Origin of the sequence: Neisseria sp. N95_16 (genome assembly GCF_002551535.2) — a bacterium.
Lineage (GTDB): Bacteria > Pseudomonadota > Gammaproteobacteria > Burkholderiales > Neisseriaceae > Neisseria > Neisseria brasiliensis.
In genome coordinates, this window is record NZ_PDBT02000008.1 from 1 (window position 1) to 18,383 (window position 18,383).

Below are 18,383 nucleotides of genomic sequence, written 5' to 3' on the forward strand. Positions count from 1 at the left end.
CTGTTGTGCTTTTCGGTAACAGTAGGTTCCGTTGACGGAATGCCGTCTGATTTCCCGACTGACGGTGGCGGGATGACAACCGATGTTCTGTGCGATTTGGTTTAGGGGTAGGTTGCGGTAATGTCTGGAAATGTAGTATCTTTGGTGTGAGGTCAGTTGTGTGTAGGCCATATTGCAATCTTTCTTGTCAGGAAAGGCAGTATACTACCGCATACTGGCCTTTTCTGTTATTGGAAATTGCACTTGTTAGGCGAATGTAAGGGCCTTTTTAATTGAATCTGTTAACGCTTCACGCCACTTAAGCGCGCCCAGCCTTCATCAATTTCGGCAGGCTCGATGTCGAACCATTGGCCGTAGATTTCGCTTAATTCTTCTACTTGCTCGTCTAACAAGCCCGATAAAATAATGCGCCCGCCCGATTTGGTGCGGCCGGCCAGCATTTCGCCAAGCATACGCAAAGGATTCGCCAAAATATTAGCTACCACCACATCAAACTGGCCTTCAGGCACGGCATCTGGTAGATAGAATTGGGCTTGAACATTGTTTTGGTCGGCATTGGCTTTGCTGGCGCGGATGGCTTGCTCGTCAATATCCACACCCACTGCCGAGCCGGCACCCAGTTTCAAGGCGGCAATCGCCAAAATGCCTGAGCCGCAGCCGTAATCCAACACGCTTTCACCGCCTTTTAATTGTGCGTCCAGCCATTGTAAACACAAGCGGGTGGTCGGGTGGCTGCCGGTACCAAAAGCCAAGCCGGGGTCGAGTTGCAGATTAACGGCGTTTTCATCGGGCGCGTCGTGCCAAGAAGGGGTAATCCACAGGCGCTCGGAAATCTGAATCGGGTCGAACTGGGCTTGGGTTAAGCGCACCCAGTCTTGGTCTTCCAAGATTTCGGTGGTGTAGTGTAAGTCGGTTAAACCACATTCTTGTGCGGCGTTTTGAATCACCGCAGCCGCATCGTCGTCTTCGCCAAACAGGGCAATCACTTTGCTTTGCTGCCAAATTTGCTCGGTCGGCATGCCCGGTTCGCCGAAAATGGCCTGTTCGTTTTCGGTGCCGGCGTAGGCATCTTCAATCGCTGCGGAAAGCGCACCGTGCTCCATCAACGCATCGGCCAATGGCTCGGCAACGGTGTCTTTCACGGCAAGGGTAATTTGTTGGTATGACATAATTGGTCTCTATCAGAATATAGGCCGTCTGAAACGGTAGAAACATTTTCAGACGGCAATGAATGAAATAGGTTTATTGTAACGGATGCGCGTGGATTGAAAAAGGCCGTCTGAAAGATAGGGCAGCTTCCCTTCGTTTCAGACGGCCTTGATGATGATCCGCTTATTTATCAGCCAATTCGGCTTTGCGTTGCTCCAACCATTTTTCTAAATAGTGGATGCTCACGCCGCCTTGGGCAAAGCCTTCGTCTTTGAACAAATCGCGGTGCAGCGGGGTATTGGTTTTGATGCCGGTCACGGCCAATTCGGCTAGTGCCACGCGCATTTTCGCCATGGCTTGTGCACGATCTTTGCCGACCACGCAGATTTTACCGATCAAGCTGTCGTAAAACGGCGGGATGCGGTAGCCTTGGTAGATGTGGCTGTCCACGCGGATGCCCAAGCCGCCCGGTAAGTGGCAGCTTTCAATCAAGCCAGGGCTTGGGATGAAATTATAAGGGTCTTCAGCATTGATACGGCACTCAAAGGCGTGGCCTTCGATTTGGATGTCGTCTTGAGTATATTGCAACGGCAGGCCGCTGGCAATGCGGATTTGCTCTTGCACGATGTCCACGCCGGTAATCAGCTCGGTGACAGGGTGCTCAACCTGAACGCGGGTGTTCATCTCAATAAAGAAGAATTCGCCGTCTTCATACAAGAATTCAAACGTACCCGCGCCGCGATAACCAATGCGTTTGCAGGCATCGGCACAAGCTTGGCCGATTTTGGCGCGCTCTTCCGGCGTGATACCCGGTGCAGGCGCTTCTTCGATGACTTTTTGGTGGCGGCGTTGCAAAGAACAATCGCGCTCGGCCAAATAAATCGCATTGCCGTGTTCGTCGGCCAATACTTGGATTTCCACGTGGCGCGGACGTTGCAGGTAGCGTTCCATATACACCATCGGATTGCCGAATGCGGCACCGGCTTCGGTTTTGGTCATTTCCACCGAGCGAATTAGGTCTTCTTTTTCCTCGACCACACGCATACCGCGACCGCCGCCGCCGCCCGATGCTTTGATGATTACCGGAAAACCGACCTTATCGGCGATTTTGAGGATTTCTTCGTCATCGTCAGGCAAAGCGCCGTCTGAACCCGGTACGCAAGGCACGCCGGCTTCAATCATGGCGTGTTTGGCAGATACTTTGTCGCCCATCAGGCGGATGGTGTCGGCTTTCGGGCCGATAAAGGTGAAGCCGGATTGCTCGACTTGTTCAGCAAAATTGGCATTTTCCGCCAAAAAGCCGTAGCCTGGGTGAATGCCGTCGGCGCCGGTCACTTCGGCAGCGGCAATCAGAGCAGGGATATTCAGGTAGCTTTGTGCAGAGTTGGCAGGGCCAATGCACACTGATTCGTCGGCCAATTTAACGTGCAGGCTGTCTTTGTCGGCTTCGGAATGCACGGCAACGGTGGCGATGCCCATTTCACGGCAGGCACGCAGCACGCGCAAGGCGATTTCACCGCGGTTGGCGATTAATACTTTGTTCAACATAATGATTTTCCTGTATTTTTCAGATGGCATTTTAAAACAAACATGCCGTCTGAAAATGTTTATGCTTCAAATGTTCCGAAAAGTTTCAGACGGCCTATTTTTATCAGGCCGTCTGAACGCGGATTATTCGATGATAAACAACGGTTCGCCAAATTCCACAGGGGTGGCGTTTTCCACCAGAATTTCTTTGATTACGCCTGATTTCTCAGCTTCGATCTCGTTCATCAGCTTCATGGCTTCGATGATGCACAGGGTGTCACCGGCTTTCACGCTTTGGCCGACTTCGACAAACGGCTTGGCGTTCGGGCCAGGGGCGCGGTAGAAAGTGCCGACCATTGGTGATTTTTGGGCATCAGCCAAATTGCGTGCAGGTGCTTCTGCTGCTGGTGCGGCAGCGGCAGCCGGCGCAGCAGCCACAGCGGTAGGTGCGGCAACCGGAGCCGGGGCATAAACAGGCGCCGGAGCGGCGGTAGCACGGGTAATACGGACTTTTTCTTCGCCTTCGGTTACTTCGATTTCGGCGATACCGGATTCTTCAACTAAATCAATCAGTTTTTTCAGTTTGCGCAAATCCATTTTGGTTCCTTATCGAGACGGTCTGTTGCAGAGCCGTGTTACGTTACATAGTGATGTTGAATCAGGTTGTGTTTGCCCGTTATCCGTCTGTGGCAACGGACAAAAGAAATAGGGAATGTGCCAGCCGTAGCCGGAATTTAACTAAGCTATTTTCCCGAAGTTACAGCAAAATGTCTAGCAAAATATCGAAAAATCGCTCATTTTGGCGTTAAATGGCAAAAATCGAAAGCGGAAGCAAGATGAGTTTGTTAACAAGAGTATATATTCTAATCAGTTGGTTTCATAAGAAAACAGGCCGTCTGAAAAGAAGAAATATGCGTATAATAACGGCTGTTTTGGATTGTGAAAAAAATCATGGATATTGCTGATTTTGACTTTGAATTACCTGAAAAATTAATCGCGCAACACCCGCCTGAAGTGCGCGGCAGCAGCCGTTTGCTGGTGGCTTTGCCCGATATGCCGCTCAAAGATGCGCATTTTGCCGATTTGCCTGATTATGTCGGACGCGGCGATGTGCTGGTGTTTAACAACACCAAAGTGATTAAAGCACGCTTGTTTGGCCAAAAAGCCAGCGGCGGCAAAATTGAAGCACTGATTGAACGTGTTTTAGACGAACATACCGCTTTAGCGCATGTGCGTTCGTCAAAATCACCCAAGCCAGGAACGGAGCTGATTTTTGAAGGCGGCATTAATGCGGTGATGGTTGAACGGCAGGAAGAATTGTTCTGCCTGCGATTTGACGGTACGCAAACGGTTTATGAATTATTGGAGCAAAACGGCCATTTGCCTTTGCCGCCTTATATTGAACGGGCGGCGGATGATAAAGACGACAGCCGCTATCAAACGGTTTATGCCAAGCATCAGGGCGCAGTTGCCGCGCCGACGGCCGGTTTGCATTTTACCGATGAGCTGTTGGCTGCGTTGAAAGCCAAAGGCGTGGAAATGGCGGAAGTGACCTTGCATGTGGGCGCGGGCACGTTCCAGCCTGTTCGCGTGGATAATATTGCCGATCATAAAATGCACAGCGAATGGTTTGAGGTGCCGTCTGAAACAGTTGCAGCAATTGAAGCAGCCAAAGCACGTGGTAATCGGGTGTGGTCGATCGGCACCACGTCGATGCGGGCATTGGAATCTGCTGCGCGGGAAACAGGCCGTCTGAAAGCCGGGCAGGGCGATACCGATATTTTTATTACCCCGGGCTATCGCTTCAAAGTGGTTGACCGCTTGATTACCAATTTCCATTTGCCGAAATCAACGCTGCTGATGCTGGTGAGTGCATTGTCGGGTATGCAGCATATCCGTGATGTGTATCAACATGCGGTTGAGCAGGAATACCGTTTTTTCAGCTATGGCGATGCGATGATTTTGGGGCGCGTTGAGCATACGGACTGAAAATGCCGCTCCGTATGATTGATGGTTCATTCGTATTGTGCGCCATTCATCTAAAATCGGCTTGGTTTCTGATCAGTTTTCAATAAGCCCGCAGATGGAGGGAAAAGCCGTCTGAACATAAACGGCAATTGCTGAGTTTTAATGTTCAGATGGTTTATTTATGCGGTAACCAAGTGAGGTCACAAATATCATCTTTGGGATGAAAGCCGATTGGGGCTTCCATTAAAAGAGCACGAAGAGAGGGGTGATCCATGTCCCGACAGGCAGATTCCATGCGTGTCAGGATATCGGATAATTGCACCCAAGATAACATGATTTCATTAGCAGTCATGATGCGGGGGTGAGAGGTTTTTTGTACTTCATCACTGATCAGCAGTTCTTCATACAGCTTTTCACCCGGACGTAAACCAGTAATTTTGATGGCAATGTCACCTTCAGGGTGTAAGGTATCTTTAATCTTCAATCCGCTCAGATTAATCATTTGCTTGGCAAGGTCAATGATTTTGACTGATTCGCCCATGTCCAACACAAACACATCACCGCCTTTGCCCATTGCCCCTGCCTGAATCACCAGTTGTGCTGCTTCCGGGATGGTCATGAAGTAGCGGGTAATATCTTGGTGCGTGAGGGTAATCGGGCCGCCGGCTGCAATTTGTTTTTCAAATACAGGTACCACTGAGCCGGATGAACCCAATACGTTTCCAAAACGCACCATACAGAAACGGGTATGCTGGTTTGGTTCGGCAGCCAAAGCTTGCAGGCATAGTTCGGCCATGCGTTTGCTGGCCCCCATGGTGTTGGTCGGACGCACGGCTTTGTCGGTTGAAATCAGAACGAAAGTATCGACCTTGGCTTCAATTGCTGCTTGTGCGCAGAAGAGTGTGCCGAAAATATTATTTTGAATGCCTTCGATGGTATTGAATTCAACCATCGGCACATGCTTATATGCTGCAGCATGGTAAACGGTTTCGACTTGGTAGGCGCGCATGATGCTTAACAGGCGCTCTTTGTTTTGTACTGAGCCCAATAGCGGTAGTGTTTCAACAGGAGAGCCGGTTTCTTTTTGTTTTTCATTGAGTTCTTGATGGATGTTATATAAAGAAAACTCAGATAGTTCAAGCAGCAATAATTTAGTGGGGGCGCACTGTAAAATCTGTCGGCATAACTCCGAACCAATCGAACCGCCGGCACCGGTGACCATGACGACTTTGCCGGTAATATCTGCACACATCAATTCAGCGTGCGGTTCGACAGGATCGCGACCTAATAAATCAACAACTGAGATTTTTTTCAATGAGCCGACATTGATTTTGCCGTCGACCAAATCTTTCATACTGGGAATCGTCAAAACTTCACATTTATATTGTTCTAAATGTTTGATAATGGCCTTGCGTTCTTTCTGGGTTGCATGCGGTATGGCCAATAAGATTTTTTCGACACCGTAACGGCTGATTAGAGATTGGATTTCATGTGGCGCATAAACCGTTAAATCATAAATCATATTATGCTGAATACTTTTGTCGTTATCCACAAAAGCAACTGCATGGTATTCACGGACTTGTTTGATGGCCTCCAGTAATTGACGTCCCGAACTGCCTGCTCCGTAAATAATAACTGGGCTCATTTTTTTAGTATGGCGTTCAGATAAGACTGCCCGCAGTGTAATACGTGAGCTGGTGATTAGTACGACAACGAGCAGGAAGTAAACCAGTGGCAATGCAAATGTAAATCTATGCTCAAAAAACAGGATGCTGGTAAAGAAGATGACAGCTGAAAAAGTACTGCCGGCCATTGCGGTCGTCAATACACGGGTGCTGACATAACGGGTGACTGCACGATAGAGGCCTAAACGGATAAAAATGGTGATGCTCAGTACCGCGGTTACGAGAAAAGCAGGCCAGTTAATGATGTTGAGCCATTCGTCAGAATGGTTGAATTTCAAGCTTTGGGTAAACCAAAAAGCAATAAATAGGACGAACAGGTCATAAATGACAAAGAATGCCTTTTTAATGCTGCGGGGTAGAGCTAACAGGGTTTCCAAATTCATTTTGGTATGTCTAAAGTAAAGATATCAATAAATAAATATTTATGAAATAAATATTTATGCAGTCGCTTCTGCTAAGATTTGTTCAATATTGTGGCAGCAAAAAGCCATTTCTTCTATAGTTAAAGTTGGGTGTACCAAGAACATCAAGCTGGTTTCGCCCAATTCAACGGCGTTTTTCAAACGTTCTTTCGGGCGCCACGGCGTGCCTTCAAAGGCTTTTTCCAAATACACTTCCGAGCAGCTGCCTTGATAAGCCGGCACGTTGCGTGCATTCAATTCATTGACAATGCGATCGCGTGTCCAACCTTCTTTCAAGTTTTCCGGTTTGACGAAAACATAATATTTGTACTGTGCATGTTCGATGTAATCGGCAACTTCAACTAAACGGATGCTGCTGAATTTACGGAATGATTGCGTTAATTGTTCGGCATTGGCTTGACGTTTAGCTGTCCAATCCGGCATGCGTTTGATTTGAATGCGGCCAATGACGGCTTGCATTTCCATCATGCGCCAGTTGGTGCCGAAGCTCTCATGCAACCAACGGAAACCTGGCGCATGTTCGCGGTGGTAAACAGCATCGTAGCTTTTGCCGTGGTCTTTATACGACCACATTTTGCTCCACAAATCTTTGTCATTGGTGGTAACCATGCCGCCTTCGCCGCCGGTGGTCATGATTTTGTCTTGGCAGAACGACCATGCACCGACATGGCCGATAGAGCCGACTGATTTGCCTTTGTATTTGGCGCCGTGTGCTTGCGCGCAATCTTCAATCACCCACAATTTGTGTTCTGCTGCCAGAGCCATGATGTCGTCCATTTCGGCAGGCATACCGGCCAAATGCACCACGATAATGGCTTTAGTATTCGGTGTCAGTGCGGCTTTAATGGTTTCAGCGCTGATGTTTTGGCTGTTTAAGTCAACATCGGCAAACACCGGATTGGCGCCCGCAGTGACGATCGAAGAGGCGGAAGCCAAGAAGGTACGTGACGTCACAATCACATCATCGCCTGCGCCAATGTCCATGGCTTTGAGTGCAACATCCAATGCCACCGTGCCATTTGATAATGCAATGGCATATTCGGTTCCGATATATTGGGCAAATTCTTTTTCAAATTCGCGGCATTCGGTGCCGGTCCAATAATTGACTTTGTTTGACAGCAGCACGCGTGATACTGCATCTGCTTCTTCTTGGGTGAAGCTGGGCCATGGAGAGAGAGAGGTATTAAGCATTTGCTTTTCCTGAAAAAAAGGCTGGTGGAATTTCTTAAATAAACAGTGCCGATTAAATGCCGAAGTGCTTTTTTAAATCGGTTAAAGACTCAATCCAAAAATGTGGGTGGTATGCGGCATCAAAATCGTCAGATTTGTGCTGATGAATATTGTGTTCAGAACCTTTCAGCCCAATCGTAAGCCAGCCCATTTTTTTAGGGGTAATAAAGTCTTTTTTAATATTGTCACCCACATAAATGAATTGATGGTTTTTACCATATTTATTTTGCAGATAGGCAAAGCGTTCGGGGTTGGGCTTTTCTGATTGAAAAGATTCCGAAATCAGAATATCTGCAAATAAATCCATGAGGCCAAGCGCTTCTAATTTGAGGCGCTGGGTAATGCTGCGGCCATCCGTAATCAATGCGGTCGCAGCAAAATATTGGGTGAGATTCTTTAGCGATTCGTAATCCATATAAGGCTTGATAACCGGTTTATGTAATCGGTATTGCCATAATAAAGTTTGTTTTTCCGAATCATTCAGACGGCATTGAGTACAGATGACATCCAGCCAATTATTATCCTGATAATCAATAGCAGATTCTAAAGAATGTGCATCGTATTCAGGATAAAGTGTGGCAATGGTTTGAATCACGGATTGAATGCCGGACACTTTATAGTCGTATTCTGAATATAAGGTATCATCTAAATCGAACACCAATACTGCGTTTTGAGGATTATTGATTTTCATGAACCAGTACCCTGGCATCGTAGCGCAGCATCATTAAGTTATTTTCCCATTGGTCGAAAAAGGAAATTTCCTGACCCATCAAGTATTCTTGAATCAGCCAGCCGGGATAATTACCACCAGCCGCATAGGTCAGCGGGAAACCGCCGCCAAAGCGTGGGTTGATTTCGACGCTGTAAAATTCTTCGGTTTGGTCGTTGTAGAAAAATTGAGCAGTGATACAGCCGCGCGCACCTTCCAATACCGCCATTTTTTCAACCAATACATCATATAAGTGATTGCGACGGGTAATGCCTTTGCTGACTTCACCGGTACGCACTTCCAAGCGCTCACGCGGAATCACGCATTTCAGACGGCCTTGATTGTCGTAATACATGTCAACGGTAAATTCTTTGAATTCATTGACGATATCGATGAGCTGGCAGAACATTAATTTAGGATCGGCCATCATCTCTTCAGTAATATCTGCTTGAGTATCAACACGTTTGGTACCAATGGCGCGGCTGCCGTCATAAGGTTTGACGAAGCAGGGCAGGGTTAAGTTATTTCGGTCGTAAATTTTGGGTGATTGAATGCCGTATTGGGCAAACAAATCAGCAGTTTTGCGCTTATCACGACATAAGGTAATCAGAGTGCTGTCCGATACAATGATGTGAATACCGGCTTCTTCAAAACGAGCACGGGCATCAGCCAGCTTCTGCAATTCTGTATCGATGGTCGGAATAATCAAGGCGATGTTGTGTTCAACTGCGAGTTGGTAAATGCTGTCGATGTAATCATCGGCTTTGATGGCAGGTACCACAAATGAGCCGTCTGAAACATGACAAGCCGATGACATGTGCGGGAACATATCGGTTGTGAATACTTTGATGTCACCTTCAAATTTAGCGGCTTCAGTTTTAAAGTCTTGAACCAGCTCAACACGGCGGCCGGCAGATAAAATCAGTACATTATTTTTTTTCATTGGTGTCATTTCCTGTGAAAAACGGCATAGTGGCTTCTCCATCAGCGGAAATGCCTTCTTTGATAAATACTTTTTTGACAGTTAAAAATAAGATTTTAATGTCCAGCCAAAGGCTGAAATTGTCGATATACCAAATATCATGGGCAAATTTCTCATCCCATGACAATGCATTGCGGCCATTTACCTGAGCCCAGCCGGTAACGCCCGGTTTCATTTCATGGCGGCGGTTTTGGAAATCATTGTATAAGGGCAAATAGCTCATCAACAGCGGACGTGGGCCTACCAGACTCATATCGCCTTTTAAGACATTCCAAAGCTCGGGGAGTTCATCGAGACTGGTGGCACGCAATTTGCGTCCGAACGGGGTCAACCGTTCACTGTCGGGGAGTGGATTGCCGTTGGCATCAATGGCATCACGCATAGAGCGGAATTTAATCATTTTGAACGGTTTACCGTTTTCACCTGGGCGCTCTTGAGTAAAAAATACCGGCGAGCCCAAATTTTTCTTGATGAGATAAATCAAAATCAAAAATACCGGTGACAAAATAATTAAGCCGGCCGCCGAAGCGACAATGTCGAATAGGCGTTTAATCAGTTTATTCATGACCTAATCTTTCAATAAGGTGGACAATTCTTTGATAGGAAACATCGCGTTTAAAGCGACGAATGATTTCTTCAAATTGCACAGGGTCGTTTTTATGGTTGAGAATGGCTTTGGCTGCTCGTACAAAATCTTCTACATTGCCAGATTGGTAGTTGGTATGGGGTACCAGTTTTAAAGTTTCGGCAACTTCAGGATGCACTTGGCTGTTTAAAATCGGTTTTTGCAGCGCTAAGTAGTCTGAGAGCTTATTAGTAATTGAAGCTGCCGAGTGGGCATGAATCGGATTCACGGCAATATCACAACCTTTGGCTACCGACATCATCTCAGCGTAGGGAATATATCCATAAAATTTGATCGATTCGCTCGCATATTTTTTTAACTTTTCTAAATCCGGACCACCACCCATGACATGCAGCTCCACATTCAGACCATCAGCTAATAATTGCTGCATCCCTTTGCAGACAGTTTCCATGTCGTAACTGAAACTGAGTGTGCCCAAGTAAAAGAAACGAATCGCTGGTGTAGTGAATACTTTTTGTGGCGCCGTTGCCATTTTGTCAAAATCCGCACCAATAAATACCACTTCCCTCGGTGCTTGCGGGTTGGCCTCATGTGCACGCTTCAAGTAAGACTTTGATACTGCCACTAAGCCGTCTGCATAGGCATAAGCTTCATTTGCCCGAGATGAAAACGGAAATTTTTGATGTTGCACTTTTTTCATAAAAGGAATGACGGCCGAGAAGGATTCCGGCCAGACATCCTGCACATCAATAATCATTTTGTAGCCCAGCTTTCGCTTAAATTTCCCCAAAACCAGATTGGTGGCAATTAAGGGGTAAGCTGAGTACACCAAATCTATGTCACCGGCTTGTCGTTGAGTGAGCCAGTTTTCTAAATTTTTGACAAAAACATGATGGCTTTTTAAGCGCGATATAGAAACGTTTTTCTGATAACCGCTTTCTTCTAACAGCATAACTTTCAGACGGCCTTGTGAAGCAGATTCGGCATCTTCAGGCCGTCTGAACGATTTATCGTAATGCTTAAAGTTGCTGGTAATCAGCAATACATCGTGCTTTTGCGACAATAACTCTGCCAAATACCAAAAGCGGTTGAAATGCGGTTCGCTAGGTAAAGAGCAATAAGGGGCAACAATGGTAATGTTCATCGTTCAGACGGTCTTACATGTTGTATGCAGCCATAGTGGTGCGGTAAATTTCATCATCAGAACACAGGTGGGCCACATGTTGATGTAATGCTTTACCCATTTCGTCACGCAATTGACGACTTTTTACTAATTTAGTTACCGCTTCGATAAATTGTTCATCATCACCAAACGGAATGCAGTAACCGGTTTTACCGGTAATCACCATTTCAGAAATACCGGCCATATCGTAAGTAACGACAGGGGTATCATATAACCCAGATTCCAAAATATTATTACCGACGCCGGCGCCATGATCGCCTATGCAATGCGGTGTGTTGACCAAGATGTCGGCTTCTTTGAAGTAGCTGGTCAAATCACGTACACCGCCTAAAAAAGTGACTTTGTCGTCGATATTCAAACGTTTGGCTTGTGCTTTTAAGTTTTCCATCTCTTCACCGATACCGGCTACGTTTAGGCGGACAGGTAAGCCGCGGTCAAACATTTTCTTGAAGATGTCCAACATTAGATGTACCGCGCGAACGGTGTCTAAGCGTGATAATGTACCCAGCATGACATAATCTTTGCTGCTTTTCTCAGGGACATAATCCACTTTATGCAAGGCGTTATAAGTGTAGGTTACACGGTTAGCAGGGAAGCCATGACGAATCAACTTTTCTTGTTCGTGTTTACAGTTGCCGATGATGTACACGCCTAATTTATCAAATAATTTTGCAATTTTAGGGTAGGTTTGAGGATCTAAACCACGGGCATGGTAAAACACTTTGGTTTTAGGCGAAGCAATTTTGGCTGCAATGGCGCAAGCAGGCACAATACGCGCCATTTGGCAGTGAACCACGTCAGGCTGTTCGCGTTTTAACATCTTCATATAAGCAAACATGGCTTTGATATAACCTTTTTTACCACCTTGATAGAAGTTGATAGGCTGCCATTTGATGCCTAATTCTTGCGCCTCTTTAATTAAAGGGCCGTCTGAAGATGCCAAAATCACTTGATGGCCACGGGCATTTAATAAACGACCTAAACGGAACGTGGCATTTTCAGTACCGCCTAAGCCATCCATATTAGAAGTTAAAACAATTTTTTTCATCGTAAACATTCTTGAGTTTGAAATTTAAATTTATTGTGTAACGGCATGCTTTTTGTACATTGGCAAAGTGCTGTATATAAAAATCATAAAACACGGAAACCAAATAAATGGCATCCTGAAAATAGTAGAAGGAATAAAGCCTGCCAATAAAAATAAGCCCATCGCTGCTAAGGCGATAAATTTTTGCTTAGAATTAAAATTACTGTTTGAAGCAGCTTGCAGCATATAGGTGACTACGTATGCAATAAAACCTAATAAAGAAATGATGCCAAATCCTAAATAGAGCTCAATAATAAAGCTGTGTGGATTTTCAAAACCTAAGCTACCGCTTAAGTGTCCACCAAAAAATTCCCCAAAATTTTTCGGGCCGTATCCGTAGAGTAAAAATGGCGGATTATTCCAAAAATAATTATAGATTTCTTGTCTGTATCCGACTGAATTGTCGCTATCCAAGTCAAATAAGAAAAGATACAAACGTGAAGAAATATTTTCTAAAAATACATTACCATTTAACGATAAAAGAAAACTACCAATCCATTCTTTCGGAATCATCGATAAGACGATACCGCTAATTAAGATCATTAATGTTGTCAACAACGCATTGTTACGATAGATGAGATTAAGTAAAAATAGAATGATGTAACAAAGCGTTGCAGTTCGCGATGCGCTGGCAAAAATAATTGCGCCTAAAGCTAAAAAAAGTAACCAACCTATTCTTTTATCTTTTTTGCTTGCATGGGTGGTAAAAAATACCAATATGGCAGGCGAAAAACACAATGCGGCAGTGCCTAAGTTGTTAGGGTTAAAGAAGAATCCTTTAATAATCCCGGAATCTACTGCCAAGATTTCATTTGATTGTACAAATTGAAAACCGGTTGCAACTTCGATTGCGGGAGGGATCACCATACAGCTGACGAAAAAAATCAATACTCTGTGGATAAAGGTAAGGGGTTCTTCATGTCGACTGATGATTAAATATAATAGGTAAAATAAACTCGGTAACGACAGGAAAAACAGGGTATCCATGAATTGAATTCGTGAAAGCGACGAAATCAATAAATGCAGCCCGCCCCAGTAAGCCATAACGAATACTGCCAATAAAGCATAAAATATATTTTTAGGAATATTTTTCAGTTCAAAGGCTAAAATAAATGGCACAACCAAACTAATCAGAATAGTTAACGGGTTATCAATGCGTGGAATACCAACCCTATATGATAGGGTGGGGCCTAACATATACGAGAAAATCATCAGATAAAAAAGAATGATATAAAGTTTTTGTTTTTTGATTTCCACAGTAAGTCCTACAAGACAGATTTCAGACAAGATTTGCCATTATCTGGATATTTTCCCTAATATTATTTAATGTTTTCTCAGGCGTGCTTTAACTATGCTAACAGATTCAAGAATTTGTTTTTTATGATAAATTGTCAATAGAATTAAACCGCCTAACCACAATAATGAGAAAATAAAATAATTGCTTTTGGTACCAAAATAAGTATAGCTAATACACATTAGCAAACACAAAATAGCATTGGAATACAATTTCATACGTGGCAATTTTTGCCATAGTTTTGATGAGAGCTCTGTTTTAATCATAAAGAATATACAGAATGAAGTGGCACTTGCAATGGCCGCACCTCTTGCGCCAAGTGAAGGCACAAGGAATTTCAAGAGCGATAAATTTACCCCCAAGCACACAAAATTAATCACGGTAATCAGCCATGTTTTTTTAACGACGTTCAAGCCGATTCCGCTGACTTCAGTTAATGTGTAGAAGAGTGGAAACAATAAACTTGAAAGTAAAATAAATTGAACAGGCTCATATTTTGGCGGCAAAATCCATGTCACAATAGGTGAGAAAATCCCCACCATGCAGATGATGGCGCTGATTAAAGCCGTCATTGATACCGCTACTTGACTGATTTTATCTAGATTCTCATTTTCTTTGACCCATTTAAATACCATGGGTGCCCAAATTGTGGAAAAAATGCTTTGGAAAATGAGCGCGATGGCACCAAAATTTACCGCCATCGAATAAATACCCAGTTGCTCTAAGCTGGCCATTTCTTTCAGTACAAAACGGTCTACAGATGTGAATCCCCAATAGGCTAAGTTGCCGAATGCTAAAGGTAAGCCATATTGCAAAGCTTGGTTGGACAAATCTTTTGAGAAAGAAGATGTAATCGCTGATTTCAGTTCACCTTTCGTTTGATAAGCCAATATCATTACGGTCACGATTTGTGCTGCGGTATAAGAAAAGATCAAGCTTAATGTGTTTTTAGGTAAACCGAATGCAACCAGTATCAAAACAAAAGCAAGAATAAAAAATTTCGGTATCAGTTGGCTGACGGAAAAGGCAAAAGCTTTTTCCTGCATTCTCAAGATCAAAGATAAGAAGCGAGAAAATAAAGCAGTAGTCAGAAAGAGCAAAAATAGACCACCTAATACACCATCGCTTAAATCAAATACTAAGTCAGAAGGCCAAGTCGGGTTCCATAAGGCAATGGCAATGGAAGCAAGCGTGACCAATAAAAATGGCAAAGTCGCCAACGATTTAAATAAGCTGGCTTTGTTTTCAACTTCGTAATAATTGCGAATATAGGCGTGATCCAAGCCTAATCCCAATACCAAAATAATGAGACTGGATACCGTTTGCAGGAATACAATACGGCCAATGTCTTCTGCTGGGAAATACCAAGAAATCAGCGGCAAGGAAATCAAGCCAAAAGCCGCGCTGCCGATAGGGCCGAGTGCATAACCTAAAATTTTACGTGCATTCATATATTTGTTTCAGACGGCCTATAGGGTGGTTACAAGTGGGCGTTTGGGCAATGTTGAGATCAATCGACCATTTATTGATATTGTTTAGAAAGGTTTTCTTGGCGTATCTGAAAGATCAAATGCGCCAAGAAAACCGACTGGCTTGAGTAGCCAGTCAGCTTGTTGCAATTATGCTTTGATTACTTTAGGGTTCTTAACTGAGAATTTACCGCGAGTATCTACGATTAATTTGGCATGCTCGGTAATCATGGCGTAATCAAATTTATCGTGATCAGTTGTCAATACCACGCAATCGAATTGAGCAATATTCTCAGGGGTTAAAGTCTCGCTCTTCAAATCGAAGTAGTGATGGCCTGGAATATGTGGGAACTCAGGTACGTGTGGGTCAGAGTAAGCAACATTGGCGCCCAGCTTGGCCAAGCGGTCCATCACTTCTACTGATGGGCTTTCGCGCATGTCGTCCACGTTTTTCTTATAGGCAATACCCAAAATCAGGATTTTGCTGTCTTTGATTGAGCGGTTGTGCTCGTTCAAGCCCAAGCTTACTTTTTCGATAACATAGTCAGGCATATATGAGTTTACTTCGCCGGCCAGCTCGATAAAGCGGGTGTTTACACCGTATTCGCGTGCTTTCCAAGTCAGGTAGAATGGGTCAATTGGGATACAGTGACCACCCAAACCTGGGCCAGGATAGTAGGCAACGAAACCAAAAGGTTTGGTCGCCGCAGCTGCAATAACTTCATGAATGTCGATGTCCATTTTATCGGCGACAATTTTCATTTCGTTTACCAAACCGATGTTAACGGCACGGTGGATGTTTTCCAAAAGTTTAGTCAATTCAGCAGCTTTGGTTGAGCTTACAGGCACAACTTTATCAATAGCTGGCTCATACAAGGCTTTACCAACTTCCAAACAAGCTGGAGTATGGCCGCCGATTACTTTAGGAATCGTGCGGGTTTCGAAGTTAGGGTTACCCGGGTCTTCACGTTCTGGAGAGTAAACCAAGAATACGTTTTCGCCGACTTTCAGGCCGCCTTCTTCCACGCGTGGCAACAGTTCCTCTTCGGTGGTGCCAGGGTAGGTGGTTGATTCCAAAGACAATACTTGGCCTTCGCGTAAGTAAGGTTTAACCGCGTTGGTGGTGTCGATTACGTAACTCATGTCCGGTTCACGGTATTTGTTCAATGGTGTCGGTACACACAAGATCACGGCTTCTACTTCACCAATGCGTGAGAAATCTGTAGTCGCTTCAAACAAAGATTGGCTGGCGGCTGCAATTTTTTCAGAAGGGATGTGCTCGATGTAGCTTTCGCCTTTGTTCAATTTGTTGACTTTGGTTTCATCAATATCGAAGCCCAATACTTGGTAACCGATATCAACATAACGCAGCATCAGTGGCAGACCAACATAACCCAAACCGACAATACCGATTTTGGCGGTTTTGTCGGCAAACTTTTGAATAGTAATATTTTTCATGACTTTTCTCATGTGATTGATAGGAAACTCATCTTGCATGGCATTTGAACAGGCTGTTCAATCATGTCTGTGTGATTGCGGCATCATCACGGCTGACTGTAAAGCCGAATGACAGACAGCTTTTTTGTCTTTAGGTGAGTAATGAAGGCAATCATAAGCGTTTGTAAGAGTCGTCTCAAACAAAAAAGTTTTACCGTGAGAAAATACGGTTATACGGTAGTTTTATTACGGTTAAAAAATACTAATAGCATAGTGATGAAGAAAATATAGAAATAAGAAATAAGTATATGAAAAAATAAAGATTTAATTTAAAAATGAAAAAGGAATAATATAAAAATGAGAAGTGCTATCGTCTATTTACGTAAGATAAATACGAATATATTTACATTATTTAACAAATATATTTATTAATCTATTTACTTTAAAAATAAATTGTTTCAATTTTATTTTGATTAACGATAAGTAGAAGCAAAATAAAAGCACACTCATTAAAAGTATGCTTGTTATGGTTTGCACTAAATCGTGTCAGAGCGAACTAGTGTCCATTTAATATCACCATCCAATATTTCAACCGACTGGCTTTGCCAGTGTGGCTTCTGCTGCAAAATATCAGGCTGCTCATCAAAATTAAACAGCATTTTACTCGGATTGCCTAAGATTTTAGGCGATTGGTACAACACGATTTCATCCACTAAGTCAGCTTGTAAAAAACTGGTATTGAGTGTGGTGCCGGCTTCAATCATCAATTCGCCAATGCCTTTTTCGGCCAAGATGTTCAAAACCTGCTTTAAATCGAGGCGCTCGCCAATGCTTTCAGACGGCCTGACAATATCGATATGTGGGTAGGCCAAATAAGGCTGCCAACGTGTTTCATCCTCAATCAAAGTGATAATCAGGGTAGGGCTTTGGCCGTCTGAAACCAGATGGCTGTCTAAAGGTGTGCGCAATTGGCTGTCTAACACCACGCGGACGGGTTGGCGCAGGGTAGGGAATGCACGCACATTTAAGCGCGGATTGTCTGCCAGTACCGTGCCGATGCCGGTGAGTATAGCGCAGCTTTCAGCACGCACTTGCTGCACGTCGTTTCTTGCAGCCTCGCTGGTAATCCATTGGCTTTGGCCGTCTGAGAGCGCGGTTTTACCATCAAGACTGGCGGCGCATTTGAGCCGTACATAAGGTCGGTTGCGCTCGATGCGCGACAAAAAACCGCGGTTTAATTCGCGTGCTTCACGTTCCAGCAAGCCGCTTTCGGTTTGAATGCCTGCCGCGGTCAGCATGGCCAAACCTTTTCCGGCCACCAAAGGATTGGGGTCGGTCATGGCAGCGACCACACGTGTCACACCGCTTTCGATTAAGGCTTTGGCGCAAGGGGGCGTGCGGCCGTAATGGCTGCAGGGCTCAAGCGTTACATAGGCGGTTGCTCCTTGTGCCATGGCACCGGCCTGCCGTAAGGCATGTACTTCGGCATGCGGTTCGCCTGCTTTGACATGGTAGCCTTGGCCGACAATCTGCCCGCCGTGTGCAATGACGCAGCCGACGCGGGGATTGGGGGAAGTGGAAAAACGCCCCAGCCGGGCAAGGGCAAGGGCGTTTTGCATCATCTGGATATCGGTGTTGCTGAACATTTCAGACGG

16 protein-coding genes are annotated in these 18,383 nt (G+C 44.8%); 1 reads left to right on the forward strand and 15 read right to left on the reverse strand.

The features are described from left to right. The 4 genes from CRG49_RS13820 to accB all read right to left on the reverse strand — a co-directional run. A partial coding sequence (locus CRG49_RS13820) for a helix-turn-helix domain-containing protein (protein ID WP_157807888.1) occupies positions 1–171 on the reverse strand: 171 nt, incomplete at its 3' end. Positions 172–281: 110 nt separating this feature from the next. Beyond that, on the reverse strand, positions 282–1,169 hold the full coding sequence (prmA, locus tag CRG49_RS02175; protein WP_095503249.1) for a 50S ribosomal protein L11 methyltransferase: 888 nt from the start codon (positions 1,167–1,169) through the stop codon (positions 282–284). A 163-nt stretch (positions 1,170–1,332) separates the two neighbouring features. Beyond that, the gene (accC, locus tag CRG49_RS02180; RefSeq protein WP_095503250.1) at positions 1,333–2,697 is read right to left on the reverse strand and encodes an acetyl-CoA carboxylase biotin carboxylase subunit; all 1,365 of its coding nucleotides are present in this window, start codon (positions 2,695–2,697) and stop codon (positions 1,333–1,335) included. 123 nt (positions 2,698–2,820) lie between these two features. Beyond that, positions 2,821–3,273, reverse strand: coding sequence for an acetyl-CoA carboxylase biotin carboxyl carrier protein (accB, locus tag CRG49_RS02185; protein ID WP_095503251.1), 453 nt, complete (start codon positions 3,271–3,273; stop codon positions 2,821–2,823). A 354-nt stretch (positions 3,274–3,627) separates the two neighbouring features. Here accB and queA point away from each other — a divergent pair, with 354 nt between their 5' ends. After that, entirely contained in the window at positions 3,628–4,665 is a 1,038-nt protein-coding gene (gene queA / locus CRG49_RS02190) for a tRNA preQ1(34) S-adenosylmethionine ribosyltransferase-isomerase QueA (protein WP_095503252.1), read from the forward strand. A 154-nt stretch (positions 4,666–4,819) separates the two neighbouring features. On the opposite strand, the gene CRG49_RS02195 is transcribed toward queA, so the two are convergent. From CRG49_RS02195 to ribD, 11 genes are all read right to left on the reverse strand, one after another. Next, on the reverse strand, positions 4,820–6,712 hold the full coding sequence (locus tag CRG49_RS02195) for a nucleoside-diphosphate sugar epimerase/dehydratase (RefSeq protein ID WP_097784574.1): 1,893 nt from the start codon (positions 6,710–6,712) through the stop codon (positions 4,820–4,822). Between the two features lie 54 nt (positions 6,713–6,766). Next, positions 6,767–7,942, reverse strand: a complete 1,176-nt coding sequence (locus CRG49_RS02200; RefSeq protein WP_095502362.1) for a DegT/DnrJ/EryC1/StrS aminotransferase family protein — start codon at positions 7,940–7,942, stop codon at positions 6,767–6,769. Positions 7,943–7,994: 52 nt separating this feature from the next. Beyond that, positions 7,995–8,672: an HAD family hydrolase gene (locus CRG49_RS02205; RefSeq protein ID WP_095502363.1), complete on the reverse strand. Its 678-nt coding sequence runs from the start codon at positions 8,670–8,672 to the stop codon at positions 7,995–7,997. Continuing rightward, the gene (locus CRG49_RS02210; RefSeq protein WP_095502364.1) at positions 8,659–9,633 is read right to left on the reverse strand and encodes an ATP-grasp domain-containing protein; all 975 of its coding nucleotides are present in this window, start codon (positions 9,631–9,633) and stop codon (positions 8,659–8,661) included. Before CRG49_RS02210 ends, CRG49_RS02205 begins: the two co-directional genes overlap by 14 nt. Beyond that, positions 9,620–10,237 (reverse strand): sugar transferase, encoded by a 618-nt coding sequence (locus CRG49_RS02215; protein ID WP_095502365.1) that lies wholly within the window; start codon positions 10,235–10,237, stop codon positions 9,620–9,622. Before CRG49_RS02215 ends, CRG49_RS02210 begins: the two co-directional genes overlap by 14 nt. Further along, the gene (locus CRG49_RS02220) at positions 10,230–11,402 is read right to left on the reverse strand and encodes a glycosyltransferase (RefSeq protein WP_095502366.1); all 1,173 of its coding nucleotides are present in this window, start codon (positions 11,400–11,402) and stop codon (positions 10,230–10,232) included. Before CRG49_RS02220 ends, CRG49_RS02215 begins: the two co-directional genes overlap by 8 nt. Before the next feature lie 13 nt (positions 11,403–11,415). Next, positions 11,416–12,489: a glycosyltransferase family 4 protein gene (locus tag CRG49_RS02225; RefSeq protein WP_095502367.1), complete on the reverse strand. Its 1,074-nt coding sequence runs from the start codon at positions 12,487–12,489 to the stop codon at positions 11,416–11,418. A 30-nt stretch (positions 12,490–12,519) separates the two neighbouring features. Continuing rightward, positions 12,520–13,785 (reverse strand): O-antigen ligase, encoded by a 1,266-nt coding sequence (locus CRG49_RS02230; RefSeq protein WP_095502368.1) that lies wholly within the window; start codon positions 13,783–13,785, stop codon positions 12,520–12,522. 66 nt (positions 13,786–13,851) lie between these two features. After that, positions 13,852–15,273, reverse strand: a complete 1,422-nt coding sequence (locus tag CRG49_RS02235; protein WP_095502369.1) for a lipopolysaccharide biosynthesis protein — start codon at positions 15,271–15,273, stop codon at positions 13,852–13,854. A 168-nt stretch (positions 15,274–15,441) separates the two neighbouring features. Next, positions 15,442–16,749, reverse strand: a complete 1,308-nt coding sequence (locus tag CRG49_RS02240) for a nucleotide sugar dehydrogenase (RefSeq protein ID WP_095502370.1) — start codon at positions 16,747–16,749, stop codon at positions 15,442–15,444. A 515-nt stretch (positions 16,750–17,264) separates the two neighbouring features. After that, a complete protein-coding gene (ribD, locus tag CRG49_RS02245) occupies positions 17,265–18,374 on the reverse strand; it encodes a bifunctional diaminohydroxyphosphoribosylaminopyrimidine deaminase/5-amino-6-(5-phosphoribosylamino)uracil reductase RibD (RefSeq protein WP_095502371.1) in 1,110 nt (369 codons plus the stop codon). Positions 18,375–18,383: the final 9 nt, after the last annotated feature.

Excerpts from the sequence above, each read along its gene's own strand:
- CRG49_RS02225 (WP_095502367.1), bottom strand. The coding sequence starts at position 12,489 with ATGAAAAAAATTGTTTTAACTTCTAATATGGATGGCTTAGGCGGTACT.
- CRG49_RS02210 (WP_095502364.1), bottom strand. The coding sequence starts at position 9,633 with ATGAAAAAAAATAATGTACTGATTTTATCTGCCGGCCGCCGTGTTGAG.
- CRG49_RS02215 (WP_095502365.1), bottom strand. The coding sequence starts at position 10,237 with ATGAATAAACTGATTAAACGCCTATTCGACATTGTCGCTTCGGCGGCC.
- CRG49_RS02235 (WP_095502369.1), bottom strand. The coding sequence starts at position 15,273 with ATGAATGCACGTAAAATTTTAGGTTATGCACTCGGCCCTATCGGCAGC.
- accC (WP_095503250.1), bottom strand. The coding sequence starts at position 2,697 with ATGTTGAACAAAGTATTAATCGCCAACCGCGGTGAAATCGCCTTGCGC.
- CRG49_RS02205 (WP_095502363.1), bottom strand. The coding sequence starts at position 8,672 with ATGAAAATCAATAATCCTCAAAACGCAGTATTGGTGTTCGATTTAGAT.
- prmA (WP_095503249.1), bottom strand. The coding sequence starts at position 1,169 with ATGTCATACCAACAAATTACCCTTGCCGTGAAAGACACCGTTGCCGAG.
- CRG49_RS02195 (WP_097784574.1), bottom strand. The coding sequence starts at position 6,712 with ATGAATTTGGAAACCCTGTTAGCTCTACCCCGCAGCATTAAAAAGGCA.
- ribD (WP_095502371.1), bottom strand. The coding sequence starts at position 18,374 with ATGTTCAGCAACACCGATATCCAGATGATGCAAAACGCCCTTGCCCTT.
- CRG49_RS02200 (WP_095502362.1), bottom strand. The coding sequence starts at position 7,942 with ATGCTTAATACCTCTCTCTCTCCATGGCCCAGCTTCACCCAAGAAGAA.
- CRG49_RS02220 (WP_095502366.1), bottom strand. The coding sequence starts at position 11,402 with ATGAACATTACCATTGTTGCCCCTTATTGCTCTTTACCTAGCGAACCG.
- accB (WP_095503251.1), bottom strand. The coding sequence starts at position 3,273 with ATGGATTTGCGCAAACTGAAAAAACTGATTGATTTAGTTGAAGAATCC.
- queA (WP_095503252.1), top strand. The coding sequence starts at position 3,628 with ATGGATATTGCTGATTTTGACTTTGAATTACCTGAAAAATTAATCGCG.
- CRG49_RS02240 (WP_095502370.1), bottom strand. The coding sequence starts at position 16,749 with ATGAAAAATATTACTATTCAAAAGTTTGCCGACAAAACCGCCAAAATC.